20 protein-coding genes are annotated in these 26142 nt (G+C 69.2%); 14 read left to right on the forward strand and 6 right to left on the reverse strand.

From position 1 onward, the window contains the following. The first annotated feature begins 133 nt into the window (after positions 1-133). Positions 134-2566 carry an HDOD domain-containing protein gene (locus ROZ00_13640; GenBank protein MDT3737265.1) on the forward strand — a complete coding sequence of 811 codons (2433 nt, stop codon included), beginning with the start codon at positions 134-136 and terminating at the stop codon, positions 2564-2566. On the opposite strand, the gene ROZ00_13645 is transcribed toward ROZ00_13640, so the two are convergent. Further along, positions 2558-4495, reverse strand: coding sequence for a transglycosylase SLT domain-containing protein (locus ROZ00_13645; protein ID MDT3737266.1), 1938 nt, complete (start codon positions 4493-4495; stop codon positions 2558-2560). The genes ROZ00_13640 and ROZ00_13645 overlap by 9 nt on opposite strands. Positions 4496-4556: 61 nt before the next feature. Between ROZ00_13645 and ROZ00_13650 the strand changes: the two genes are divergently transcribed. Then, complete coding sequence (locus ROZ00_13650; protein MDT3737267.1) at positions 4557-5174, forward strand: 5-formyltetrahydrofolate cyclo-ligase; 618 nt, start codon at positions 4557-4559, stop codon at positions 5172-5174. Here the strand turns inward: ROZ00_13650 and ilvA are convergent. Next, on the reverse strand, positions 5153-6661 hold the full coding sequence (gene ilvA / locus ROZ00_13655; protein ID MDT3737268.1) for a threonine ammonia-lyase, biosynthetic: 1509 nt from the start codon (positions 6659-6661) through the stop codon (positions 5153-5155). The genes ROZ00_13650 and ilvA overlap by 22 nt on opposite strands. A 125-nt stretch (positions 6662-6786) precedes the next feature. On the opposite strand from ilvA, the gene ROZ00_13660 reads away from it, so the two are divergent. Genes ROZ00_13660 through ROZ00_13670 form a run of 3 tightly spaced genes read left to right on the forward strand, consistent with a single transcriptional unit; the run spans position 6787 to position 11800 of the window. Then, positions 6787-10653, forward strand: coding sequence for a DUF3683 domain-containing protein (locus tag ROZ00_13660; GenBank protein MDT3737269.1), 3867 nt, complete (start codon positions 6787-6789; stop codon positions 10651-10653). Beyond that, positions 10650-11294: a LysE family translocator gene (locus ROZ00_13665; protein ID MDT3737270.1), complete on the forward strand. Its 645-nt coding sequence runs from the start codon at positions 10650-10652 to the stop codon at positions 11292-11294. The genes ROZ00_13660 and ROZ00_13665 overlap by 4 nt, the downstream gene beginning before the upstream one ends. 53 nt (positions 11295-11347) lie before the next feature. Beyond that, entirely contained in the window at positions 11348-11800 is a 453-nt protein-coding gene (locus ROZ00_13670) for a glutaredoxin family protein (protein ID MDT3737271.1), read from the forward strand. Positions 11801-11876: 76 nt separating this feature from the next. Here ROZ00_13670 and ROZ00_13675 read toward each other — a convergent pair whose 3' ends face one another. Further along, the gene (locus tag ROZ00_13675) at positions 11877-12740 is read right to left on the reverse strand and encodes an amino acid ABC transporter substrate-binding protein (protein ID MDT3737272.1); all 864 of its coding nucleotides are present in this window, start codon (positions 12738-12740) and stop codon (positions 11877-11879) included. Positions 12741-12837: 97 nt separating this feature from the next. On the opposite strand from ROZ00_13675, the gene ROZ00_13680 reads away from it, so the two are divergent. From ROZ00_13680 to ROZ00_13715, 8 genes are all read left to right on the forward strand, one after another. Continuing rightward, a complete protein-coding gene (locus ROZ00_13680; protein ID MDT3737273.1) occupies positions 12838-13272 on the forward strand; it encodes an HIT family protein in 435 nt (144 codons plus the stop codon). Next, positions 13269-14882 carry a hypothetical protein gene (locus ROZ00_13685; protein MDT3737274.1) on the forward strand — a complete coding sequence of 538 codons (1614 nt, stop codon included), beginning with the start codon at positions 13269-13271 and terminating at the stop codon, positions 14880-14882. The genes ROZ00_13680 and ROZ00_13685 overlap by 4 nt, the downstream gene beginning before the upstream one ends. Then, entirely contained in the window at positions 14879-16477 is a 1599-nt protein-coding gene (locus tag ROZ00_13690) for a hypothetical protein (GenBank protein MDT3737275.1), read from the forward strand. The genes ROZ00_13685 and ROZ00_13690 overlap by 4 nt, the downstream gene beginning before the upstream one ends. A gap of 64 nt (positions 16478-16541) precedes the next feature. Further along, complete coding sequence (locus tag ROZ00_13695) at positions 16542-16991, forward strand: DUF971 domain-containing protein (GenBank protein MDT3737276.1); 450 nt, start codon at positions 16542-16544, stop codon at positions 16989-16991. Positions 16992-17019: 28 nt separating this feature from the next. Continuing rightward, the gene (gene ubiE, locus ROZ00_13700; GenBank protein ID MDT3737277.1) at positions 17020-17757 is read left to right on the forward strand and encodes a bifunctional demethylmenaquinone methyltransferase/2-methoxy-6-polyprenyl-1,4-benzoquinol methylase UbiE; all 738 of its coding nucleotides are present in this window, start codon (positions 17020-17022) and stop codon (positions 17755-17757) included. Positions 17758-17768: 11 nt separating this feature from the next. After that, complete coding sequence (locus tag ROZ00_13705) at positions 17769-18614, forward strand: Tim44-like domain-containing protein (GenBank protein MDT3737278.1); 846 nt, start codon at positions 17769-17771, stop codon at positions 18612-18614. A 52-nt stretch (positions 18615-18666) separates the two neighbouring features. Beyond that, positions 18667-19233 carry a hypothetical protein gene (locus ROZ00_13710; GenBank protein ID MDT3737279.1) on the forward strand — a complete coding sequence of 189 codons (567 nt, stop codon included), beginning with the start codon at positions 18667-18669 and terminating at the stop codon, positions 19231-19233. Between the two features lie 78 nt (positions 19234-19311). Beyond that, positions 19312-19884, forward strand: a complete 573-nt coding sequence (locus ROZ00_13715; protein MDT3737280.1) for a DUF3365 domain-containing protein — start codon at positions 19312-19314, stop codon at positions 19882-19884. Here ROZ00_13715 and glpD read toward each other — a convergent pair. The 3 genes from glpD to pdsR are packed head-to-tail and all read right to left on the reverse strand — an operon-like array spanning position 19868 to position 23748. Next, positions 19868-21397 carry a glycerol-3-phosphate dehydrogenase gene (gene glpD / locus ROZ00_13720; GenBank protein MDT3737281.1) on the reverse strand — a complete coding sequence of 510 codons (1530 nt, stop codon included), beginning with the start codon at positions 21395-21397 and terminating at the stop codon, positions 19868-19870. The two genes, ROZ00_13715 and glpD, sit on opposite strands and share 17 nt — an antisense overlap. 9 nt (positions 21398-21406) lie before the next feature. Continuing rightward, positions 21407-23062, reverse strand: a complete 1656-nt coding sequence (locus tag ROZ00_13725) for an ATP-binding protein (GenBank protein ID MDT3737282.1) — start codon at positions 23060-23062, stop codon at positions 21407-21409. Beyond that, positions 23059-23748, reverse strand: a complete 690-nt coding sequence (pdsR, locus tag ROZ00_13730) for a proteobacterial dedicated sortase system response regulator (protein MDT3737283.1) — start codon at positions 23746-23748, stop codon at positions 23059-23061. The genes ROZ00_13725 and pdsR overlap by 4 nt, the downstream gene beginning before the upstream one ends. A 248-nt stretch (positions 23749-23996) precedes the next feature. Here pdsR and ROZ00_13735 point away from each other — a divergent pair, with 248 nt between their 5' ends. Further along, on the forward strand, positions 23997-26141 hold the full coding sequence (locus ROZ00_13735) for a marine proteobacterial sortase target protein (protein MDT3737284.1): 2145 nt from the start codon (positions 23997-23999) through the stop codon (positions 26139-26141). The last annotated feature ends 1 nt before the right edge of the window (position 26142 follow it).

The following is a 26142-nucleotide window of genomic DNA, read 5'->3' on the forward strand; positions in this document are numbered from 1 at the left end:
ACGGTGCAGCGCAAAGGAGCCTGTACGGGTCCCCGCATTTTAATCTCAAGTCCGGCCCGGACGCGGCGTTATTACATGCTGCAGTGCTTATTGCAGGCCCGCCGTTGCAGAGAAAATGAGAAATCCCGCGCCCATGCCGAAGAAAATCGGCAAATTCGACATCCTCCGCGTCCTCGGCACGGGCGCGCAGAGCGTGGTCTATCTCGCCCACGATCCGCAGCTGCAGCGCGAAGTGGCCATCAAGTCGCTGCACCTGGACAGCCGCGACGAGGCGCGCAAGCGGGGTCTGATGGAAGAGGCGCGCACGGTCAGCCGGCTGCGCCATCCCAACATCGTGCCGATCTTCGATGCCGGCGAGCAGGACGGCGACCCCTACCTGGTGTTCGAGTACGTCGAGGGCCGCAACCTGGCCGAGCAGCTGCGCGAGACGGGAGGCATGCCGGCGCCGCGCGCCGTCGAGCTGATGCTGCCGATCCTCGACGCCGTCGAACATGCCCATCGCCACGGCATCATCCACCGCGACCTGAAGCCGTCCAACATCCTGCTCAACGCCGACGGCGTGCCGCGGGTGATGGACTTCGGCATCGCCGTGCGCGTCAACCAGGACGGCACGCCCGGCATCAGCGAAGGCATCCTCGGCACGCCGGCCTACCTGGCGCCGGAATGCATCAACGAGGGCCAGGCCAGCGTGCAGTCGGACGTCTTCTCCGCCGGCCTGATCCTGTGCGAGCTGCTCACCGGCAGGCCGGTGGTCAGCGGCAAGAGCGTGCTGACCGTGCTGCATCGCATGTCCACCGAGCCGATCCGCCTGCCGCCTGAAGCCGCCGGCGTGGCGGACGACCGCCTCGGCGACATCATCCTGAAGGCCACCGCGATGGACACCGCCGCGCGCTATCCCGACGTCGCGGCCCTGCGCGCCGCCCTCAAGGCCTGGCTGACGCCGCAGGAAGAGGAGTCCTCCGCCAGGCCGAGCGAAGGCGGCAAGCAGTCCACGCTGGATTTCCTCCTGCGCCGCATGCGCCACAAGAGCGATTTCCCGGCCCTCTCCGAGGCGATTTCGACCATCAACCGGCTCGCCGCCTCGGACCAGGAAAGCGTCTCCTCGCTCTCCAACACCATCCTCAAGGACGTCGCCCTCACCAACAAGCTGATGCGCCTGGTCAACTCGGCGTTCTACAAGCAGGCCGGCGGCGGCACCATCAGCACCATCTCGCGCGCCGTCATGATCCTCGGCTTCGGCACGGTGCGCAGCATCGCCACCTCGCTGATCCTGATGGAGCACCTGCAGAACAAGGGGCAGGCGGCACAGCTGCGCGAAGAGTTCGTGCGCGCCATCATGAGCGGCATCCTGGCGCGCGACATGGCGAAGAAGGGCATGGTGAAGGACTTCGAGGAAGCCTTCATCTGCTCGATGTTCCACAACCTCGGCCGCATGCTCGCCTACTACTATTTCCCCGACGAGACCGTCGAGATCCGCAAGCACCTCGCCCAGTCGGGCGGCAGCGAGGCCGCCGCCTCGGCCCGGGTGCTCGGCATCTCCTACGAGGAGCTGGGCATCGGCGTGGCGCGCAGCTGGGGTTTTCCGGACAGCATGGTCGGCAGCATGCGCCGGCTGCCCGAAGGGAGCGTGAAGAAGTCGGCCCATCCCAACGAGAAGCTGCGCGTGCTGGCCGGCCTCTCCGACCAGTTGTGCGCGGTATTCGAGCAGGTGCCGGCGGAAAGGCAGAAAGAGGAACTGCTGAAGATCAGCCGGCGCTTCGGCGACAGCATCCCCTTCGATAACGAGCAGCTCCAGCAGACCGTCAAGCACTCGCTCGAAGAGGTCGTCAACTACACGGCGGCCATCCGCCTCAACCTGCAGCAGAGCACGCTCGGCCGGCAGATCGGCGCCTGGAGCGGCCAGCAGCCGGAGAGGGGGGCGGCAGCCGGGACGGACGCGGCGGTCATCTCCAGCATCCCGGGCAACCTGACGCGGACAGCAGTCGCGGCGGCGCTGCCTGCCGAGGCGCTCCCGGCGCCGGCCGGCGAGGAGGCAGCCGGCCCCAGCCTGGAAGAAGCCCAGGCCATCCTCAACGCCGGCATCCAGGACATCACCGGCTCGCTGGTGGGGGACTATGCCCTCGCCGACATCCTGCGCATCATCATCGAGACCATGTACCGCGGCATCGGCTTCCAGCACGTCCTGCTGTGCATCAAGGATGCGCGCAGCAACAGCATGGCGGCCAAGTTCGGCTTCGGCCCGGAGATCGAGGAGATCATTCGCCGCTTCCGCTTCCCCCTCGGCGGCAGGAAGGACATCTTCGACGTGGCCCTCTCGCGCGGCGCCGACATCCTCATCTCCGACATTCGCGACCCGAAGATCAGCGGCCACATCCCGGAATGGTTCGGCAAGACCGTGGCGGCGGAGACCTTCATCCTCTTCCCGCTGGTGATCAAGAACGCACCGGTCGGGCTGATCTACGCCGACAAGGCACGCGCCGGCGAGCTGGTGATCCCGGAGAACGTCCTCTCCATGCTGCGCGCGCTGCGCAACCAGGCGGTGCTGGCGATCAAGCAGTCACGGTAGGTCTTCGATCTTCGGCGCGTCGCCGTTCTTCGGCGCGATGGTGCCGAGCCGGCGCTTGAGGGACTGCGGCTGGCCGTCGAACAGGGCCGAGTAGTACACCGCGTTGCTCATCACCTTCTTGACGTAGTCGCGCGTCTCGTTGAAAGGGATCGTCTCGGCGTAGATGGCGCCCTCGATCGGCCGGACGGCATCGCGCCACTTGCGCGCCCGGCCCGGCCCGGCGTTGTAGGCGGCGGAGGCCAGCACCGGATGGCTGTCCAGCTCGTCGAGCACCATCTTCAGGTAGTTGGTGCCGAGCGTGACGTTGACGTCGGTGTCGTTCGTGCGCCCGTGGTGGTAGTCCTTGAGGCCGATCTTCTTCGCCACCCAGCTGGCGGTCTTCGGCATCAGCTGCATCAGGCCCTTGGCGCCCACCACCGACTTGGCGTTGGTGATGAAGCGGCTCTCCTGCCGCATCAGGCCGTAGACCCAGCCCTCGTCGAGCTGCAGCGCCTTGGCCTTCGGCTCGACGTGCTCGCGGAACGGCGCCAGGTAGCGCATCGAATAATCGTGCTGGGCCAGGGTGCGGTCGGCGGTGTTGATGGCGCGGTCGAAGATCTCGTGCCGGTGGGCGAGCTCCGCCGCCGCCAGCAGTTTCCCGTCGTCCATGCCGCGCAGGGTCCAGTTCCACTCGCGGATGCCCTCGAGGCGCATGTCGATGCGGAACAGGGCGAGGGCGCGACGGATGCCCGGCAGGGCGGCGACGGCCTTCACTTCCTCGCCGGCCGGCTTTTGCGGCAGGGGCGGCGGCATGATGGGACGGCCGAGTTCGTCGTCGGCGAGGTTGCCGTAGAAGTTCGGCTGGCCGGCAATCCGCCGATAGAGCGCCCGCGCCTCCTCCTGCCGGCCGAGCGCCTCATGGGCGCGGCCGAGCCAGTAGATCCAGTCCGGCTGCGCCTGCAGGGCCTTCGGCATCTGCTCGATCGCCTCGTGCACCAGCGGCCAGTTGAGCGCCCGCAGTCCGACGCGCGCCTTCCAGGCCAGCTGTTCCTCGGTGAGGGGGGCGTTGCCGGCCAGGGCATACCAGCCGGCCGCCTCCGGCAGGTGCCTCAGGGCGGCCTGCCAGCCGAGCTGGCCGTAGATGTAGCCGCGATCCGCCGCGGAGAACCTGTCCTTGATGCCCTCCCACTGCAGGGCCGCCTGGACGGGATCGATGCGGGCGGTGCGCTGCACGGCGAACAGCGCCATTTCTCGGCCCTGGCGGCTCGCGGCGAAGCCGGACGGCAGCAGGGCCAGGTGGCGCATCGGCTTGTCGGCGATCGCATCGAGGGTCTTGGCGGAGGGCGCCTGGCTGGCCGGCAGATAGGCCGCGGTGGTTTTCGCCGCGCCGAGCTTCTTCGCTTCGAGCAGGCGGCGCATCCGCTCCCAGATGTCGTCGGTGCCGAGGCGCTTGTCGGCGATCAGCTGCTCCATGACGGGCACGCAGGCCTCGGGCAGCTCGGCGGCGGCGAACCACATCGGCCGCGCTTCCTCCAGCGCGCCGAGGTCGGCCAGGCGCAGGCGGTTCTGCAGGGCGTAGCAGGTGATTTCCTGGTCGGGCTGGACGAGCGGCGGATACTCCGCGTCGAAGGCATCCCACTCGCGGCGCTTGCCGAGCACCTTCAGCCATTCGCCGCGCAGCTTGTCGGCCAGGTAGCTGCCGGCCTGGCGGGAAAGGAAGCCGCGCAACTCGTCGGCGCCGGCCTCTTCCAGGCGCAGGCGCAGCAGCCAGTATTCGACATAGGGCTCGAGTTCATGGCCGCGCACCGCCTCGAGCTGTTTGGCCAGCTTGGCGCGGTCGCCGCGCTGGACGGCGTCCTTCGCGGCCAGCACGCGGTCGTCCGGCGACGCGGCGGCATGGAGTGCCGGCACCATGGCTGCCAGCGCCAGGGCGCACAGCAGCCGCTTCATTCGATATAGTTGCTTCAAACTGCCCACCATCGCTTTCGTATTTCAGGATAGCACACCGTCCATGACCGACCCTGCCGCCGCAGATGCGCTCCGCAGCTTCCGCAACGCCCTGCGCAACCGCCTCATCGCAGCGCGCGAGGCGCTGCCTGCCGAACTGCATGCGCAGCTGTCGCGCCAGATAGAACGCCACCTGGGTGCGCTGGTTGACGCCCTGAATCCCGCCGTGCTCGCCTTCTGCTGGCCGTTCCGCGGCGAATTCGACGCCCGCGCCCTGGTTGCGGCGCGCCTGCCGCGCGGCCTGCGCGCCTGCCTGCCGGTGGTGGTGGACAACGGATTGCCGCTGGAATTCCGCGAATGGGCGCCGCACAGCGAAATGATCGAGGACCGCTACGGCATCCACATCCCGGCGCGGGGCGAAATCTTGCAGCCCGACGCCATCCTCATGCCGCTCAACGCCTTCGACGCAGGCGGCTATCGGCTCGGCTACGGCGGCGGCTATTTCGACCGCAGCCTGGCCGCGCGCTCCCCCCGCCCGCGCGCCGTCGGCATCGGCTTCGAACTGGCGCGCATCGACAGCATCCGGCCGCAGGCCCATGACCTGCCGATGGACTTCATCGTCACGGAAGCGGGCGTATTTTCAGTCGAAGCCGGGCGGCTTCAGCCCAAAAACATCTTGTAGGCCGGGTTTTTCGTTTCGTCCCAGTTGGCGTAGCCGAGGTCCTTCAGGAAGGCGCGGAAGGTCGCCTTTTCGCGCGGCGGCACCTGCATGCCCACCAGCACACGGCCGTAGTCGGCGCCGTGGTTGCGGTAGTGGAACAGCGAGATGTTCCAGCTGGCGCTCATGCTGTTGAGGAACTTCATCAGCGCACCCGGCCGCTCGGGGAACTCGAAGCGGTAGATCAGCTCGTTCTCCACGGGAGCGTGGCCGCCGACCATGTGGCGCACATGCAGCTTGGCCATCTCGTCCTCGGTCAGGTCGAGCGTGTCGAGGCCGTGGCGGCGCAGGGCCTCCACCAGCTTGAGCGACTCCGCCCGGCTGCCCACCTGGACGCCGACGAAAACGTGGGCCTCGCGCGGGTCGGCGAAGCGGTAGTTGAACTCGGTGATGTTGCGCGCGCCGAGCAGGCTGCAGAACTTCCTGAAGCTGCCCGGCGTCTCGGGAATCGTCACCGCCAGCACCGCCTCGCGGTGCTCGCCGACCTCGGCGCGCTCGGCGACGAAGCGCAGGCGGTCGAAGTTGGTGTTGGCGCCTGAAGCCACCGCCACCAGCGTTTCATTGCGCAGCCTGTGCCGCGCCGCCCAGGCCTTGGCACCGGCGATGGCCAGCGCGCCGGCCGGCTCGAGGATCGAACGCGTGTCCTCGAAGACGTCCTTGATGGCGGCGCAGATGGCGTCGGTGTCGACCAGGATCACGTCGTCGACCACTTCCTTGCACAGGCGGAAGGTCTCCTCGCCGACCTGCTTCACCGCCACGCCGTCGGCGAACAGGCCGACCTGGGAAAGACGCACGCGGTGGCCGGCGGCAAGCGAGCGCGCCATGGCGTCGGCTTCCACCGGCTCGACGCCGATCACCTTGATGTCCGGCCGCAGGCGCTTCACATAGGCGCCGATGCCGGAGATCAGCCCGCCGCCGCCGATGGGAACGAAGATGGCGTGGATCGGCTTTGTGTACTGGCGCAGGATCTCCATGCCGATGGTGCCCTGGCCGGCGATCACCTCGGGATCGTCGTAGGGGTGCACGAGGGTCAGCCGGCGCTTCTTCTCCAGTTCCAGCGCCGCCCTGTAGGCCTCGTCGTAGGAATCGCCCGCCAGCACCACCTCGGCGCCGCGCGCCGCCACGGCGTCGATCTTGATCTGCGGCGTCGTCACCGGCATGACGATCGCCGCCTTGCAGCCCAGCCGCTGCGCCGCCAGCGCCACGCCCTGGGCGTGATTGCCGGCCGAGGCGGTGATGACGCCGCGCTTCAAGGCCGCCGGCGGCAGGTGCGCCATCTTGTTGTAGGCGCCGCGCAGCTTGAAGGAGAACACTTCCTGCATGTCCTCGCGCTTGAGCAGCAGGGTGTTGTGCAGCCGCGCGGAGAGGTTCGGCGCCGGTTCGAGCGGCGATTCGATCGCCACGTCGTAGACCCGCGCATTGAGGATCCGGGTGAGATAGTCGATAGCCATAGGCCGGCAAGCGTAACAGCGCCGGCGCCGGCTCTCAAGGCCATGCGGGCCACAAGGGTTTGATTCCGCTGCGTGTTGCGTTGCGGTAAGTTAAAATTCGCTTCTTTGCAGCCGTTCCCGCCCGCATGACCGCCCGCCTGCGCGAAATCCCCTACAACTACACCTCGTTCTCCGACCGCGAGATCGTCATCCGCCTGCTCGGGGCCGAGGCGTGGCAGGTGCTGGACAAGCTGCGCGCCGAGCGCGTCACCGGCCGCTCGGCGCGCATGCTCTACGAAGTGCTGGGCGACATCTGGGTGGTGCAGCGCAACCCCTACCTGGAGGACGATTTGCTCGACAACCGCGAGCGGCGGGAGGCGCTGATCGACGCCCTGCGCCACCGCCTCGCCGAGATCGAGAAGCGCCGCCAGGGCAACGAGAGCGTCGCGCAGCTGCTGGCGGCGGCGCACGTGGCCGTCGAGCGCTTCGCCGCCGCCTTCGCCGCCACCGCCGCCCTGCGCGCGAAAGTGCTGCGCGCCCTCTCGAAGCACACGCGGCGCGACAACATCTGCTTCGACGGCCTGTCGCGCGTCTCGCACGTCACCGACGCCACCGACTGGCGCGTCGAATACCCCTTCGTCGTGCTCTGCCCGGACAGCGAGGACGAGATCCCCGGCCTGGTGAAGGACTGCATCGCGCTCGGCCTGACCATCATCCCGCGCGGCGGCGGCACCGGCTACACCGGCGGCGCCGTGCCGCTGACGCCCAGCTCGGTCGTCATCAACACCGAGAAGCTCGACCGCCTCGGCGTGGTGGAGGAACTGACTTTGCCCGGCACGGACCGGCCCTACGCGACCGTCCACTGCGGCGCCGGCGTGGTCACAAGGCGCGTGATGGAGGCCGCCGAGGAAGCCGGCCGCGTCTTCGCCGTCGACCCGACCTCGGCCGACGCCTCCTGCATCGGCGGCAACATCGCCATGAACGCCGGCGGCAAGAAGGCCGTGCTGTGGGGCACGGCGCTCGACAACCTGGCTTCCTGGAAGATGGTCGGCCCGGACGGGAACTGGCTGGAGGTCGAGCGCCTCGAGCACAACCTCGGCAAGATCCACGACCAGGCGCTGGCGAAGTTCCGCCTGCGCCGCAGCGATTCGGCCACGGGCGCGCTACTCTCGGAAGAAACGCTGGAAGTTCCCGGCAGCCGCTTCCGCAAGACCGGCCTGGGCAAGGACGTCACCGACAAGTTCCTGGCGGGACTCCCCGGCGTGCAGAAGGAAGGCTGCGACGGCATCATCACCTCGGCGCGCTTCATCCTGCACCGCCTGCCGCCGGTGACGCGCACCGTCTGCCTCGAGTTCTACGGCCAGGTGCGCGAGGCGGTGCCCGCCATCGTCGAGGTCAAGGATTTCCTCGAGGCGCGCCCCGGCGGCGCCACGCTTGCGGGACTGGAGCACCTCGACGAGCGCTACGTCCGGGCCGTCGGCTACGCCTCGAAGGCCAAGCGCCACGGCCGTCCGAAGATGGTGCTGCTCGGCGACATCGTCGGCGAGGACGAGACGGCGGTCATGCAGGCGGCTTCGCAGGTGGTGAGGATCGCCAACGCCCGCGGCGGCGAGGGCTTCATCGCCACCACCGCGGAAGCGCGCAAGACCTTCTGGCTCGACCGCGCCCGCACCGCCGCCATCGCCCGCCACACCAACGCCTTCAAGATCAACGAGGACGTGGTGATTCCCCTGCCGCGCATGGGCGACTACTGCGACGGCATCGAGCGCATCAACATCGAGCTGTCGATCCGCAACAAATTGCGCCTGTGCGAGGCCCTCGCCGAGTTCCTGCAGGGCGAGCTGCCGCTGCACGCCGGCGACGCCAACCTCGACGCCGATGAACTCATCGGCGACCGCCGCGAGCAGGCGCTGGAGCTGATCGAAACGGTGCGGCAACGCTGGCAATGGCTGCTGGACAACCTCGACGCGCCGGCAGCCGACATTTCCCCCTTTGAAAAAGGGGGGTCAGGGGGGATTTCTCGGCCGCCGCAAATCCCCCCGTCGGCTTCGCCGCCGGCCCCCTTTGCAAAGGGGGCTGCACAAACCGTCTTCCACACCCTGCAGGATTACTCGGTGCGCGTGTCGTGGAAGCGCGAGCTGAAGCCGCAGCTCGAGGACATCTTCGACGGCACGCTGTTCCGCCCGGTGCTGGAACGCATCGAGGGCATCCACCGCGAGATCCTGCGCGGCCGCGTCTTCGTCGCGCTGCACATGCATGCCGGCGACGGCAACGTGCACACCAACCTGCCGGTCAACTCCGACCACTACGAGATGCTGCAGGAGGCCAACGCCGCCGTCGACCGCATCATGGCGCTGGCGAGAAACCTCGGCGGCGTCATCTCCGGCGAGCACGGCATCGGCATCACCAAGCTCGACTACCTCGCGCCCGAGGAAATCGCGCCCTTCGTCGACTACAAGCACCGCATCGACCCGGAGGGCCGCTTCAACAGAGGAAAACTGCTGCCCGGCGCCAACCTGGGCAACGCCTACACGCCCAGCTTCAGCCTGCTCGGCGTCGAGTCGCTGATCCTCGAGCAGTCGGAAATCGGCAACATCGCGGCCAGCGTGAAGGACTGCCTGCGCTGCGGCAAGTGCAAGCCGGTCTGCTCGACCCACGTGCCACGCGCCAACCTGCTCTACTCGCCGCGCAACAAGATCCTCGGCACCGGACTGCTGGTCGAGGCCTTCCTCTACGAGGAGCAGACGCGGCGCGGCGTCTCGCTCGCCCATTTCGACGAATTCAACGACATCGCCGACCACTGCACCATCTGCCACCGCTGCGTAAAGCCCTGCCCGGTGGACATCGACTACGGCGACGTCTCGGTGGCCATGCGCAACTTCCTGCGCGAGCAGGGCCGCAAGAAGTTCGTGCCGGCCAAGGCGGCAGCGATGGCCTTCCTCACGATCAAGGATCCGGCGACGATCAAGCTGATGCGCAAGGGCATGATCGAGTGGGGCTACAAGGCGCAGCGCCTCGGCTACCGGCTGGCGAAATGGTCGGGGCTGGCCGGGCGCAGCACGCGGCAGCCGGCCGCCACGCTCGGCGCGCCCAGCGTGCGCACGCAGGTCATCCACTTCATCAACCGGCCGATGCCGGGCGGGCTGCCGAAGCGCACCTCGCGCGCGCTGCTCGACATCGAGGACGCCACCATCGTGCCGGTGATCCGCGACCCGCAGAAGGTCACGGAGGATTCGGATGCCGTGTTCTACTTCCCCGGCTGCGGCTCCGAGCGGCTGTTCTCGCAGGTGGGCCTCGCCACCCAGGCCATGCTCTTCGAGCTGGGCGCGCAGACCGTGCTGCCGCCCGGCTACCTGTGCTGCGGCTACCCGCAGACGGCGGCGGGCGAGGCCGACCAGGGGCAGAAGATCACCACCGACAACCGCGTGCTGTTCCACCGCGTCGCCAACACGCTCAACTACCTCGACATCAAGACGGTGATCGTCTCCTGCGGCACCTGCATGGACCAGCTGCAGAAATACGAATTCGGCAAGATCTTCCCCGGCTGCCGCCTGCTCGACATCCACGAGTACCTGATGGAGAAAGGGGTGAAGATCGAGGGCGTGCAGGGCGTGCGCTATCTCTACCACCAGCCCTGCCACGACCCGATGAAGGTGCACAACGGCACCAAGGTGGCGGCGCAGCTGCTCGGCAGCCGCGTGGACCTCAACGACCGCTGCTGCGGCGAATCCGGCACCCTGGCGGTGGCGCGGCCCGACGTGTCCACCCAGGTGCGCTTCCGCAAGCAGGAAGAGATCGTGCGCGGCATCGCGCGCTTGCCGGGCGGCGAGCCGGTGAAGATCCTCACCTCCTGCCCGTCCTGCCTGCAGGGCCTGCACCGCTACGCCGACGACACCGGCACCGACGCCGACTACATCGTCGTCGAGCTGGCGAAGCACCTGCTCGGGCCGGACTGGCTGGAAAACTACGTCGCCCGCGCCAACGCCGGCGGCATCGAGCGGGTGCTGCTGTGATCGATGTTTCGTTCGCGCAGATCGCGGGTTTCCTCGCCGCCGCCGCGCTGATCACGCTCGCGCCCGGCCCGGACAACCTGTCCGTGCTGAGCCTCGGCCTGTCGCGCGGCCGCCGCGCCGGCATCGGCTTCGGCCTCGGCTGCGCGCTGGGCTGCTTCACCCACACGCTGTGGGCGACGCTCGGCGTCACGGCGCTGATCGCCGCCTCGGAAACCGCCTTCACCGCGCTCAAGCTGGCCGGCGCCGCCTACCTCGTCTGGCTCGGCGTGCAGGCGCTGAGGAGCCCCGGCGCCGCGCTCGCCGCGGACGCCGACGGCCGGCAGGCCGACGATGCGATGCGCCCCTACCTCATGCGCGGCTTCGTCGCCAACGCCATCAACCCCAAGGTGGCGCTGTTCTTCCTCGCCTTCCTGCCGCAGTTCATCGACCCCGCGCGGGGCCATGCGGCGGCGCAGACGGCGCTGCTCGGCACGCTCTTCGCCGTCCAGACGGTGCTGATCTTCGGCGCCCTCGGCTGGTATGCCGGCACGCTCGGCGGCTGGCTGCGCGCCCGCCCGGCCGTCGGCCGCTGGCTCGACCGCGCCACCGGCGTGCTGTTCATCGGCCTCGGCATCCGCCTCGCGCTGTCGGAACGGGGCTGACAACACCGGCGCAATGGTGCATGCTTTTGCCATTGCAACCGACTTGGCCAACGATGCTCGCCCGCCCCCTGCTCTTGCTCGCCTGCGCCCTCGCCAGCGCTCCCGTCTGCGCGCAACCCTACAAGTGGGTCGACGCCCAGGGGCGCACCCACTATGGCGACCGGCCGCCGGCCGAAGCGAAGGCCCGGCCGGTCACCACGCCCATCAATACCTACTCCGGCACCCCGGTGCTGACGGGCGGCAGGCAAGCCAGCTTGACCGGCACCCGCGAAAGCCTGGTGATCTACACCACGCCGACCTGCGGCTACTGCAAGCAGGCGAAGGCGCACATGGGACGGCGCGGCATCCCCTACACCGAGCGCGACATCACGGTCTCGGAATCCTACGAGCGGGAATTCCGCCAGCAAGGCGGGCGCGGCGTGCCGCTGATCGTCGCAGGCAGCCGCACGCTCAAAGGCTATTCCGAGGCGAGCCTGGAAGAACTGCTCAAGGTGTCCGGCTACTGAGGGCGCCGTCCGCCGTCCTGCGGCGACTGACTTTCCAAACCCGCGCCGCGCACGGGGTGCGCAATCCGTCGAGCGCCTACTCCGGCAGGCCGTTGAGGAAATACAGCGCCTTCAGCAGCGGTCCGGGCGGGCCGAGCACGCCGAGCCAGCGATCGTAGATGGCGTAGATCTCCTCGCTGCGGTAGAGGCGCGCCAGCTCGCGGTTGACCGCAAGGCGGAAGGCCGAGTCGTTCCGCCGCAGCATCAGCGCATACGGCTCGTAGGAGAACAGGTCGTGCGACAGGCGCAGGCTTGCCTGGTTGCCGGAGCCGAGCACCAGCCCGACCAGGATGACGCGATCGGAGGCATAGGCGTCGATCTTCCCGGCCATCAGCGCCACCAGCCCCTCGGCGTGGTCCTTCAACTTCACCGCCTCCGCCTTCACTTTGTGGCGCGCCAGCGCATCCTGCAGGCTGCCCTCGGTGGTAGTGCCGGGCACGACGCCGATGCGCTTGCCGCCCAGGTCGGCGATGCCCAGCAGACCCGAGTCGGCCTTCATGAGCAGGCTGCCGCCGTCGGCGAAAGTCAGCAGGCTGAACGAGACCTGCCCCTGGCGCGACAGGGTGTTGGTCGTCGAGCCGCACTCCAGGTCGATTTCGCCGCTGTTGAGCTTCTCCACCCGATTGCCCGGCGTCACCAGCACCCACTTGACCTGCAGCGCAGCCAGGCCGAGCTGCCGCCTGACGCTCTCCGCCACGCGCTGGCACAACTCGACCGAATAGCCGGCCGGCTGCCGGTTGTCGCCGAGGTAGGAGAAGGGGATCGAGGCTTCGCGATGGCCCAGGGAGATGACGCCGGTGCGCTTGATCTTGTCCAGCGTGCCGGCCTGGGCCCAGGCACCGGCGGCCAGCAGAAGAAAAAGGGCGGCGAGGCAGCGGCGCGCGAAAGCCTGGGGGCGCATGGGAAACTCCTTGGAAGAGTTGAGGGGATGCCATTCGATTGTAGCGGCGGGCGGGGTAGAATGCATCCGTCCTTTTCGCATAGGCAGGGATCGGGCGATGTCGGTGGTGGATGCATGCCAGCTGTGCCGCGAAGCAGGCGGGGAGATCCTCTGGCAGGATGAGCTTTGCCGGCTGCTGCTCGTGGCGGATGCCGACTACCCCGGCTTCTGCCGGGTCGTCTGGAAACGCCACGTGGCCGAAATGACCGATCTCGACGCCGTCGAGCGCCGCCACCTGATGTCGGTGGTGTTCGCCGCCGAGTCGGCGCTGCGCACGGCCGCACGGCCGGACAAGGTCAACCTCGCCAGCCTTGGCAACGTGGTGCCGCACCTGCACTGGCACGTCATCCCGCGCTGGCGCGACGACCGCCACTTCCCCAATCCGGTCTGGGGCAGGGCGGAGCGCGAAGCAAAACCACGAAGCGCCGTCGACGGCGCCGCCCTGCGGATTGCCTTTATCCGCGCCCTGGCAGAGGAACAAGGAGGAGAATGAGCGCCATCGGATTCGACCTGCCGGCCCTGGGCCCGGAGCAGCCGCCGGCCTTCGCCAACGCGCGCAGTTGCCGCGACTGGCTTTCCGCGCAGCCGCTGGCCAATCCGGCCCAGGCCCAGGCCCTGCTGCTGCGCCAGCTCAACCTGCTCAACCGTTACGCCATCGCGCCGGCCGAGCGGCTGAAGATCCTCGAGCTGCTGCGCGACCCCATCTCCTTTGCCCAGACCGAATCGGCGCGCAAGTTCGCCGGCCGGCCGCTGCCGCTGGCACCGCCCGAACAGGCCGGCATGGACGCCAACCGCACGCTCTGGCAGGCGGTGCAGACCGGCTACCTGCATTGCCTGGCCGCCTGCCTGGAAGGCCAGGCCGACCTGCGGCCGCATGCCGCGCTGATCGCCCAGCGCGTCATCGGCGCCCTGCGCGCGGAACTGCTCGACATCTATCGCGCTCCCACCGACCCGCCCGCCTCGCTCTGGCAGGTGCTGCACCGCGTCTTCTCGGCAGCGGAGGATCTCGGCGCGCTGTCCCACCCGGTGAACGATTCCCTGCAGGCCGAGCACCCGGCCTCCAGCGTCACGGCCGCCTATGCGCAGACCCTGCTGCTGCATCGGGCCAGCCCCTATGAGCTGTCCGCACGCCAGCTCATGCAGGTCGAGCGCTGGCTGCATCGCTGGGGCGGCAAGGTGGTCGTGCTGAACGCCCCGCCCGCCGAGCCGAGGGTGCCGCCGCTCCTCGTCGACCTGTCCTCGGATGTGCCCGAGGCATGGGCTGCCGAAGGCAGCGGCCAGTTGCGCTGGCTCGACCTGTCCGACCTGTCGCGCAGCATCAAGCGCCGCATCGCCCACCTGCAGAAGGGCGAATCGCCGGCCTCGCTCGGCCTCGGCGAGGACGCCGTGCAGCCCGCCTGCGAGAACCTGCTGCGCCATCTCTACCAGCAATGGTGCAAGGGCGGTGCCGCCCGTCTGCATCCGCGCCGTCCCGGCAAAGGCATCTGCCGCATGGTCACCGGCCTCGATGCCATCCATTACTACCTGTCCGGAAAAATCTTCCGCCAGCCCGGCCAGGCCGATGCCATGTCCAAGACCCAGGCCGACGAAATCGCCACCTTCGGCCGCGTCGCCACCCGGCACGAGGAGGACTACAGCCAGATGCAGGGTTTCATGGTCGAGGAATGGCAGGTGCTCGACGAATCCGCCACCGGCTTTCGCCTGATGCGCCCGCTCAGCCAGCCCGGCGGACGCGTCGGCGGCGGCCAGATGGTGGCGATCATGCCGGAGGGCAGCCGCAACTTTCTGCTCGCCGTGGCACGCTGGTCGCGCCTGACCGGCGGCAGCGAGCTGCAGGCCGGCATCCAGATCATGCCGGGCCACCCGCAGTCCGTTGCCTTGCGCGGCACCGGCCTGGCTGCCGTCAACGAAAAGTACCGGCCGGGCTTCAGGCTGCCGGCCGTGCCCGCGCTGAACTACCCCGAGTCCGTCATCGTGCCGGCCGGCTGGTTCCGCGCCGGCCGGATCATCGAACTCTACGAGCAGTCCTCGCGCCAGATCCGCCTCATCCGGCAGTTTGACCGCGGCAGCGATTTCGAGCGCTGCGCCTTCGACAATCTATGAATGTGGCCGTCCGCCAACCGCTGGCCGTCGATACCGCCGACCCGCACGCCTGCGCGGCACTGATCGCCGGGCTGCCGCTCACCAATGCGCGCGCGGCGCAGCAGACGCTTGCCATGCTGCTCGACGGGCTCAAGCGCCGCCCGCCCGGCGCCGCCGCCTATCTCGACGTGCTCGAAACGATGCGCGCGCCGCTCGCCTTCCTGCAGGGAGAGATCGCGCAGCGCTACGCCGCCCGGCCGCTGCCGCCGGCCCCGGCGGAGGCGGAAGCCTTCCGCCAGGTGATCGCCCTCTGGCAGGCCATGGCGCGCGCCTATGCCCAGGTGGCGCAGCTGGGCGCGAACGAGCCGCGGGTGCAGGACCGGCTGGCCCTCATCTGCCAGCGCTGCGTGCATTACGCCGGCAAAGTCATCCTCGAATGCTTCCGCGCCCGCCGCGAGCCGGCGCCGGGCGCCTGGATCGACCTGCATGGCTACTATGCGACGGCGGAGGAATGGGGCATCGACAAGACGGCGGTGCCGGAGCCCCTCAACGAAGTGCGCAAGAGCCAGAGCGCCGCCGAAGCCTACGCCGCCATCCTGCTGGTCGACCTGTCCGGTCCCTACAGCCGCAGTGCCCACGAATTCGCCTGGATCTGCCGCTGGGCGCGGCGCTTCGCTTCGCTGACTTCGATCAATCCCCTCGGCGAGGCGATCGAGACGCGCGCCTTCGGCATCGACCTGATGGCCGATGCCAGCGCCCGTCCGCTCGAACAACTGCCGCACACCGACGCGGTGCGCCACTTCGACACCCGCAAGCTCGCGCCGAAGATCCAGAAATTGCTGGCCAGCCTGAAGAAGGGCACGAATCCCGCCGTGCTCGGCCTCGGCGAGGACTGCCCGCCGTCCACCGCCAGCCGCCTGCTCCTCAAGCTCTACAAGCCCTGGTGCCTGAACGCCACGCCGCGCCGCTTCCAGCGTCGCGCCGCCAGCGGCGTCGCCCACTGCTGCCTCGGCTTCGAGGCGATCCATTTCCACGTCAGCGGCGCGGAGTTCCACCAGCCCGAGCACGTGCGCATGTATTCGCGCGGCGACATGGAGCGCATCTGGACCTTCCGCGACCAGGTCGACCCGACGCAACTGAACGTGCGCGCCGCGCAGGTGAACATCGGCTATCCGCTGGAGCGCTGGGAAGTCGCCAACCAGTCCGTCTCCGGCTTCCGCCTGCAACGCGGCGAGGCCGGCGCCCGCATCGGCCACGGCCAGCTGCTCGGCCTCAAGCCGCCCGACGGCGGGCACTTCCTGCTGGCGCAGGTCAGCTGGAACCTGATGCTGCAGGACGAGCTGCTCGTCGGCATCCACGTCCTGCCGGGCCTGCCGCAGGGGATCGCCGTGCGGCCGACCGGCGCCAACGTCTCGCACTCGGAACGCTATGTGCGCGCCTTCCTGCTGCCCGCCGTGCCCGCCCTGGACGAACCCGCCTCGCTGGTGCTGCCGCGCGGCTGGTTCCAGGCCGGGCGCGTCATCGAAGCCTTCGCCGACCGCCCGGCCCGGCTGCGGCTGGACAGGCTGATGGCCAGCGGGGCCGACTTCGAGCGCATCGCCTTCACCCGCCTGTAAGCGCGGTTATTCGGGCGGTCTTCTGGGGTATGATTGCCGTCTCATTTCACGCCTGGAGACTGACATGGGCGGACTCGACAAAGACACCCCGATCCCCACCGAAATCAAGCTGCACCAGAAGTCCAGAATGATGGAAGTCGCCTTCAGCGACGGCAGCCGCTTCGAGCTGCCCTACGAGTTGATGCGCGTCTACAGTCCCTCCGCCGAGGTGCGCGGCCATGGCCCCGGCCAGGAGACGTTGCAGGTCGGCAAGCGCGACGTGGAAATCCAGCACGTCGAGCCGGTCGGCATGTACGCCATCCAGCCGACCTTCTCGGATGGTCACAACAGCGGCATCTATTCCTGGGACTATCTCTACTGGCTGGGCGCCAGCCGCGACCGGCTCTGGCAGGAGTACCTCGACCGCATGCAGGAAGCCGGCGCCAGCCGCGATCCGGCCGACTATCCCGAACTGCCGAAAGAGGGCGGCTGCGGCAGCGGCGGCTGCGGCGGCGGCAGCTGCGGCTCGCATTGAAAAGTCAGTCCCCACGACACGGCGCAGCATGACAGACAAGACCACCCATTTCGGCTACAAGCAGGTCGACGAGGCCGAGAAGGCGAAGCACGTCGCCGGCGTCTTCGATTCGGTCGCCGACAAGTACGACCTCATGAACGACCTCATGTCGCTCGGCATGCACCGCCTGTGGAAGGCCTTCGCCATCGAGGTCTCCGGCGTGCGCGCGGGCGACCGCGTGCTCGACGTCGCCGGCGGCACGGCCGACCTCTCGCTGGCCTTCGCGAAAAAAGTGGGCAGCAGCGGCCAGGTCTGGCTCACCGACATCAACAACGCCATGCTCGTGCGCGGCCGCGACCGCCTGATCGACCACGGCTTCATGATGCCGGCGGCGCAGTGCGACGGCGAGAAGCTGCCCTTCCCCTCCGACCACTTCGACTGCGTCACCTGCGCCTTCGGCCTGCGCAACATGACGCACAAGGAAAAGGCGCTGGCCGAGATGGCGCGCGTGCTGCGCCCCGGAGGCCGCCTGCTCATCCTGGAGTTCTCGAAGGTCTGGCAGCCGCTGGCGCCGGCCTACGACTTCTATTCCTTCAAGGTGCTGCCCTGGCTGGGCAGCAAGGTGGTCAACGACCCCGGCAGCTACCAGTACCTGGCCGAATCGATCCGCATGCATCCCGACCAGGAAACGCTGAAGGGCATGATGGAACAAGCCGGCCTCGGCAAGGTCGAATACTTCAACATGGCGGCCGGCGTGGTCGCCCTGCATCGCGGTTACAAATTCTGAGAGGAGACGCCATGAGAAATGCCCTGATCGCCGTATTTGCCGCCCTTGTCGGGCTGGGCTTCGCCGTCGGCGATGCGGAAGCCAGAAGGATGGGCGGCAGCAAGAGCTTCGGCATGCAGCGCAGCGCGCCGGCTCCCGCTCCTGCCAAGCCGAGCGCGGCGCCGGCCACCACCCCGACCCAGCCGGCGGCGGCGCAACCGGCCGCCGGCGGCAGCCGCTGGCTCGGCCCGGTCGCCGGCCTGGCCGCCGGCCTCGGCCTGGCCGCCCTGTTCTCCCACCTCGGCCTGGGCGAGGAACTCGCTTCCTTCGTCATGATCCTGCTGCTCGTCGCGGCGGCGGTGTTCGTGTTCCGGCTGCTGACGCGCAAGCGCATGCCGCAAAGTCAGTCCCTGCAGTACGCCGGAGCCGGCGCGGGCAACGCCCCGCTGCGCTTCGAGGCCCAGCCCGCCGCGGGCGCTGCACATCCTTCGGCCGCCGGCAACATCCCGGCCGGCTTCGACGTCGACGGCTTCCTGCGCCAGGCCAAGCTCAATTTCGTGCGCCTGCAGGCGGCCCACGATACCGGCAACATCGAGGACATCCGCAACTTCACCACCCCGGAAGTCTTTGCCGAGATTCGCCTGCAGATGAATGAGCGCGGCGACGCGCCGCAGCAGACCGACGTCGTCACGCTGAACGCGGAACTGCTCGAGGTCGCCGAGGAAGGCGCGCAGTACGTCGCCAGCGTGCGCTTCCACGGTGCCATCCGCGAAACCGAGGGCGCCGCGCCGGAAGCCTTCGACGAAACCTGGCACCTGACCAAGCCGGTCGACGGCAGCCGCGGCTGGGCGGTCGCCGGCATCCAGCAGGCCAACTGAACGCCGCAAACCGGATCGGGGGCCTGCGGGCCCCTTTTCGTTGGAGCGATCCGTGCTCGACCTCGCCCTCCTTCAGGCCTTCAACCATCTGCTCGCCGCCGCGCCCTGGGCGCGCGCGAAGCTCGCCCCCTTCGCCGGCCGGCGCGCGCGCCTCGTGCTGGGACCGCTGCCGCTCGCGTTCCGCATCGCGCCCGACGGCACCTTCGAATCGCTCGGCACGGGCGAACCCGCCGTCGAGATCGTCCTGCCCGCCGGCGCGGCGCTGGCCCTGCTGCAGGGGCGCGACGCCATGATGCGCGACGCCCACATCACCGGTGCCGCCGATTTCGCCGAGGCGCTCGGCTTCGTCCTGCGCAAGCTGGACTGGGACGCCGAAGAAGATCTCGGCCGCGCGGTCGGCGACATCGCCGCGCACCGGATCGTGAAGACCGCCGGCGGCATCGCCGCGGCGCAGGCCGATGCGGCGCGGCGCCTGGCGGAGAATGTCGCCGAATACCTGCGCTACGAGCAGCCCGCCGGCGTCGACAAGGCCGCAATGAGCGCCTTCGCCGGCGAGGTGGATGCGCTCCGCCGCGATGCGGACGCCCTCGAGCGGCGCATCGCCGCCTTCGACAAGTAATCCTGTGTGACTTAGGTTACAGAAGCCCGCGCGGCCCTCATGGACAATGGCCCGCGCACTTTTTCCTGGGAGGAGAACATGAACAAGACCATTCGAATCGCCTTGCCCCTGGCGCTGGCCATCGCCGCCGCCCCCGCCTTCGCTGCCGAAGACAAGCTGCTGACCGAGGCCCGTGGCGTCGCCTCGGGCATTCCGCCGAAACTCCTCACCGTCCTCGAAGAGGAAATCAAGAAGGGCGGCCCCGAAGGCGCCATCGGCGTCTGCCGCGAAAAGGCCCCGGCCATGGCCAAGGCCGCCTCGGAAAAGACCGGCTGGGCCATCCGCCGCGTCAGCCTGAAGAACCGCAACCCGAAGGCCGTACCCGATGCCTGGGAAGAAGCCGTGCTGAAGGATTTCGACAAGCGCACCGCCGCCGGCGAGAAGCCGACCGGGCTGGAAAAGGGCGAAGTCGTGACGGTCGACGGCGTGAAGATGTACCGCTACATGAAGGCCCTGCCGACGCAGGACCTCTGCCTGCAATGCCACGGCACGCCCGACCGCATCAGCCCGGCGACCCAGGCCAAGCTGAAGGAGCTCTACCCGAACGACAAGGGCGTCGGCTACGGCCCGGCGGAAATCCGCGGCGCCATCACCATCAAGAAGCCGCTGTAAGCTTTTCCCGCAGGTAGTCGGCGAGGCGGCCCCGTGCCGCCTCGCTTGTTTTCAGCCCGCACTTCGTGCGCCGCCAGAGGATGTCGTCGGCCTCGCGCGCCCACTCGTGGGCGACCAGGTAGTCCACCTCGGCGGCGTACAGGCTGCCGCCGAAATATTCCCCCAGCCCCGCCTCCGTCTGCGCCTGCCCGAGCACGCGCCCGGCAAGGGTGCCGTGTCGGTGCGCCAGCGCATGCAGCAGGTCGGGCGACAGCTTCGGATAGCGCCGGGAGAGTTCGAGCAGCAGGCCGGGCAGGCCGCTTTTGCCCAATCCGCCTCCGGGCAGGTGCACCGACGCGCTCCATGGAGGGCGCAGGCCCGGCAGCCAGGGCTTCAGCCGCTCGAGCACCCGCTCGGCAAGGTGCCGGTAGGTGGTGAGCTTGCCGCCGAAGATCGACAAGAGCGGCGCTTCGCCCGCGCCGCCGTCCACCGTCAGGCGGTACTCGCGGCTCACCGCCGAGACATTGCCCTTGCCGTCGTCGCCAGCGTTGTATAAGGCGCGGATGCCGGCAAACGACCACACCGCCTGCTCCGGTTGCAGCGGCGTGCGGAAGAAGCGGTTCACCAGCCCGCACAGGTAGCCCGCCTCGGCGGCGTCCATGCGCGGCGCGGCATCCGGCGCGTCGAGCGGCACCTCGGTCGTGCCGACCAGGCTGAATTCGTCCTCGAAGGGAATCACGAAGGCGATGCGGCCGTCGTCGTTCTGCAGCAGGTAGGCCTGCCCGCCCTCGTAGAGCTTCGGCACGACGAGGTGGCTGCCCTTCACCAGGCGCAGCGATTCGGGTCCGGCGGCATCGCCGGCGATCGCCTTGCGCAGCTCCGCGGTCCACGGTCCCGCCGCGTTCACCAGGATGCGCGCCGCGCATTCCCGTTGCGCGCCGTCGGCCGCCTGCAGCACGGCCTTCCATTGGCCGCCCGCGCGCCGCGCGCCGACCAGCTGCGTGCGCGTCATCGCCCGCGCGCCGAGCTGCGCCGCCGACACCGCGTTGAGCAGCGTCAGGCGCGCATCGTCGGTGGCGAGGTCGGAGTAGGCGAAGCCGCGCGCGAACTCCGGCCGCAGCGGCGCGCCGAACGGCGTGCCGCGGAAGCTCAGCGCTTCCGCCCGCTTCAGGCTGGAGCCGCGCGCCAGGCCGTCGTAGAGGGCCAGGCCGAGGCGGATCATCCAGCGCGGCCGCTGCGCCGGCGTGTGCGGGATGACGAAGCGCTGCTCGTGCGCCAGGTGCGGCGCGATCGACAGGAGGATTTCGCGCTCGGCGAGCGATTCGCGCACCAGGCCGAATTCGTAATGCTCGAGGTAACGCAGGCCGCCGTGGATGAGCTTGGTCGACGCCGAGGAGGTGGCGCCGCCGATGTCGCCCTGGTCGACGATCAGCACCTTGAGGCCGCGCCCGGCGGCGTCGCGCGCGAGGCCGGCGCCGTTGATGCCGGCGCCGACGATGAGCAGATCGAAAACGGGGTCCGAACTGGAAATCACCGCTGCATGTTACCCCGCCGCAAGCGGCAGCGTCACCGTCACGGCCACGCCATCCGCCTGGTTGGCGGCGGCGATCGTGCCGCCGTGGAATTCGGCGATGAGGCGCGCGATGTAGAGGCCGAGGCCGAGGTGCGGCCCATCGTTGCGTTCGCCGCCGCGATCGGGCCGCGACGAGATCATCGCCTCGAACAGCCGGCCCTGCACCTCCGCCGGCAGCGGCGGACCTGCGTTGGCGACGACCAGCTGCGCATCGTTCCCCGCCCGCAGCAGTCCGATGCGCACCGGCGTGCCGGCGCGGCCGAAGTCGACCGCATTCGCCACCAGCTTGTCGAGCAGCTGCACCAGCAGGTCGGGCGAACCGTCGACCTGCAGCAGCTGGTCGGGCGGCTGCAGGTCGAAGCTGTGCTGCGGATAGGCGAGCCGGTAGCCGCTCACGCATTCCGTCACCACCGCGGCGAGGTCATAGCGCTCGCGCGCCTCGCTGCGCAGGCTCTGCTCGAGGCGCGTCGCCTCGCTCATGCGCGTGAGGATCTTCGACAGGCGCGCGAGGCCTTCCTCGGCGCGGCCGAGATAGACCTGCGCCTGCGCCGGGTCCGGCTCCAGGCGCAGGTTCTCCAGCGACGAGCGCACCACCGCGATCGGCGTGCGCAGCTCGTGCGACAGGCGGCCGGCCAGGCTCTCCAGGTAGCCGTGGTGCTGGGCCAGCTTCGCCAGCACGGCGGAGAAGCTGCGCGACAGGTCGCCGATCTCGTCGCCCGCCCGCGAGCCCGAGACGAGCTGCTTGAGCCGGCCGTGCGCGTCGACCGCGCTCTCCGCCTCGTCGCGCAGGCGGCGGATGCGGTTCGACAGGCGCGTGGCGAAACCGAGCAGCACGGCGGCGGCCAGCGCGAACACCGCGATGGTGGCGAGCAGCAGGCGTTCCATGGCCTGGCTGCGCACCGAGAGGATGGAATGCGTGGTCTCCTCCACCACCACCGCGCCCAGCACGTTGTCGCGGCGCCAGATCGGGTGCGCCGCCGAGACGATGACGGCGCGGCCGTCCGCGCTGTTGCGCACGCGCGTCGCCGGCGCGCCGAGCAGGGCGCGCGTGATCTCGCGGCCGGTGGCGAGCACGTCCTCGTCGAGCGCCTCGTCGAAGTCCGCATCCGGACGCGAGACGATGCGGGCGAGGATGTCGCGCCACAATCTTGCGGCGCCGTCGGCGCCGTCGCTCTCCGGCTTCGCCTTCGGCTTCAGGCTGCCGGCGAGCGCCAGCAGCTTCAGCTCGCGGTTCACCACCCAGATGCGCCCCGTCGAGCGCTCCAGCCCGCGCAGGATGGCGGTGATCTCCGCCACCGACTGCTGTTCCGTCATCACCGACTCGCGGCCGATCTCCTCGACCACCGCCGGTTGGCCGGTTATGTCCGCCCGCTCCGCCGCCTGCTTCAGGCCCTCCTCCGCTGCGCGCCGCGCCGCGTCGTCCTCGGCGACCTTCAGGCGCATCAGCTGCGGCCGTTCGTGCAGGGCGGTGGCCACCGCGCGCGCCGTCGCCAGCAGCGCCTGCTGCTGCGCCTCGAGCAGGAAGCGCTCCATCTCCTGCACGTAGCGGTAGCCGACCCAGGGCAGGGCGAGCAGCGTCAGCGCGACGAGCGCCAGCTTCAGCCTGAGGGTGATGCGGAAGTTCATGCCTTCCAGCGGTAGCCCATGCCGTACACCGTGTCGATGCGGTCGAACGCCGGATCGACGGCCTGGAACTTGCGGCGGATGCGCTTGATGTGGGAAGTGATGGTGCCCTCGTCCACCACCAGCTTGGCGTCGTGCATGAGCTGGTCGCGATCCTTCACGTGGCCGGGAAACTTCGCCAGGGTGTGCACCATCCAGAACTCGGTCAAAGTCAGTTCCACCGGCACGGCGTTCCAGGTGGCGACGAGCCGCTTGGCATCCAGCCTGAGCGGCCCGCGCTCGAGCACCTCCTCTTCGGCCTGCGGCTCGCCCAGCACGTCGACGCGGCGGAACAGCGCGGCGATGCGCGCCAGCAGATGCGGCAGGCTGATGTCCTTGGTCAGGTAGTCGTCGGCGCCGAGGCGCAGGCCCGAGACGATGTCGAAGTCCGAATCGCGGGCCGAGAGGAAGATGATCGGCAGGCGCGGGCTCATCGCGCGCAACTCGCGGCACAGCTCGAAGCCGCCCTCCGGCTCGTCGCCGAGGCCGATGTCGATCACCGCCAGGTCCGGCAGCCGCGTGCGGAACGCCGCCAGCGCTTCCGGCCGGCCGGCGTAGGCGGCGACTTCATAGCCCTGGCGCGCCAGCGCCTCCGCGTAGTTGGCGCGGATGGCGGCTTCGTCCTCGACGATGGCGATGCGTTTCGGCATGCGCTGGAATATACCCGAATTAAATGCGCTGGCCCCGTCGCCGGGCCGCCCCAAGGCGGGGCCAGTCAGCGGCATGGAGCGCAGCGAACAACCGTCACCCCCTTCCGCGGGAAGGGGGTCGGGGGGATGGTCATTTTCATTGCCATATTTTTGCCACAATTCTTCGCCGCCCCGCCCTTTTCCCTCCCGGCTCCCGCCCGCCTTCCCGGCTTCAATGCAAGCGTCGTCAAACGGGAAGGAGAAAAACAATGAACACGGTGTCGGGCTTCTTCGTCAGCCGCAGGAAGCTTTTGTTCGTCGAACTCGTCGCCAAGGTCGTGCTGGCCTTCGCCATCGGGCTGGCCACCTCGATCGCGCTGGCCGGCGTGGTGCTGCTGCTGGCCCACGACGCGCAGGCATCGGAACTCGTGCCGATGAAGCCGAAAGAGGTGCAGCAGGGCACGCTGCTGCTCAAATCCGAGGGCGCCACCCTCGCCGTGCCGGCGGTGGCGACCGAGGCCGAGATCGAGGTCTCCGGCATCGTCGCCCGCGCCGTCGTCAGGCAGACCTACCGCAACCCCTACGACACCTGGTTCGAAGGCATCTACGTCTTCCCGCTGCCGGAGAACGCCGCGGTCGACCACCTGCGCATGAAAGTCGGCGACCGCATCGTCGAGGGCGACATCCAGGAGCGCCAGGCCGCGCGCGCCCGGTACGAGCAGGCCAAGTCGTCGGGCCGGCGCGCCGCGCTGGTCGAGCAGGAGCGGCCGAACATCTTCACGACGAACGTGGCCAACATCCCGCCGCGCGGCGAGATCGTCGTCGAGATCGAATACCAGCAGACCCTCAAATACGAGGTTACCCAACTGAGCGGCAGCTTCAGCCTGCGCTTCCCCATGGTGGTCGGCCCGCGCTACATCCCCGGCGCGCCCGCCGAAGGCCAGGGCGCGGGCACGGGCTGGGCGAACAACACCGACCAGGTGCCCGATGCCGCGCGCATCACGCCGCCGGTGCTCGACCCGGCCAAACATGCGCCGACCAACCCGGTGCGCCTGAAGGTCGTGCTCGATGCCGGCGTGCCGCTCGCCCGCGTCGACAGCCCCTACCACGCCATCGTGCAGCACGAGACGGAGGGCGGCGGCCGCATCGTCGAGCTGGCCGCAGGCAGCGTGCCGGCCAACAAGGATTTCGAACTCAAGTGGACGCCGGCGGCCAGCCATGCCCCGCAGGCGGCGCTGTTCACCGAAAACCAAGGTGGCAAGCGCTACGCCCTGCTCATGGTCATGCCGCCGGCGAAGGAGGTCGCCGCCGCCCGCCTGCCGCGCGAAGTGGTCTTCGTCATCGACACCTCCGGCTCCATGTCGGGCAGCTCCATCGCCCAGGCCCGCGACGCCCTCGAGCTCGCCATCGCGCGCCTCTCCGAGCAGGACAGCTTCAACGTCGTCGAATTCAACTCCTACGCCAAGGCCCTCTACGCCGACGCGCGCCCGGCCAGCGCCGCCCACCGCGAGCACGCCATACGCTGGGTGCGCAAGCTGCAGGCGCAGGGCGGCACCGAGATGGCGCTGGCCCTCAACCTCGCGCTGAACGGCCGCGAGAACCCCGGCCGCGTCCGCCAGGTGATCTTCCTCACCGACGGCGCCGTCGGCAACGAAGACAACCTGTTCAAGCTGATCAAGGACAAGCTCGGCGACTCGCGCCTGTTCACCGTCGGCATCGGCTCGGCGCCCAACAGCCACTTCATGAGCAAGGCCGCGCAGACCGGCCGCGGCACCTTCACCTACATCGGCAAGATCGAGGAAGTGAAGGAAAAGATGGGGAGCCTCTTCGCCAAGCTCGAATCGCCGGTGCTGAAGGGCGTCGACATCGCCTGGCCGGGCAGCGTCGAAGCCTGGCCGAAACGCGTGCCGGATCTCTACCTGGGCGAGCCGATCGTCGTCTCCGCCGCGCTCGACAAGGCGGAAGGCGACATCAAGCTCTCCGGCCTGCGCGGCGACACACCCTGGCAGGCCATCCTCCCGCTTGCCGACGCGCGCACGGGCAAGGGCATGGGCGTGCTGTGGGCGCGCGAGAAGATCGCCTCCCTCATCGACAGCCAGCGCGACGGCGCCAAGGAGGAAGAAGTGCGCGACGCGGTGATCGAGGTCGCCCTCGCCCACCACCTCGTCAGCAAGTACACCAGCCTCGTCGCGGTGGACAAGACGCCGGTGCGGCCGAAGGAGGACGAACTCCAGTCCGGCGCCATCCCGACCAACCTGCCGGAAGGCTGGGAGTACGGCAAGGTCTTCGGCGAGCTGCCGCAGGGCGCCACCGATTCGCTGTGGAACCTGCTGGCCGGCTGCCTCAGCCTGCTGCTGGCGATCGGCCTGTACGTCACCGCGCGCCGTGAGCCGCTTGCACTGAGGAGGGCCTGAG

It is taken from the genome of Denitratisoma sp. (genome assembly GCA_032027165.1).
Lineage (GTDB): Bacteria > Pseudomonadota > Gammaproteobacteria > Burkholderiales > Rhodocyclaceae > Desulfobacillus.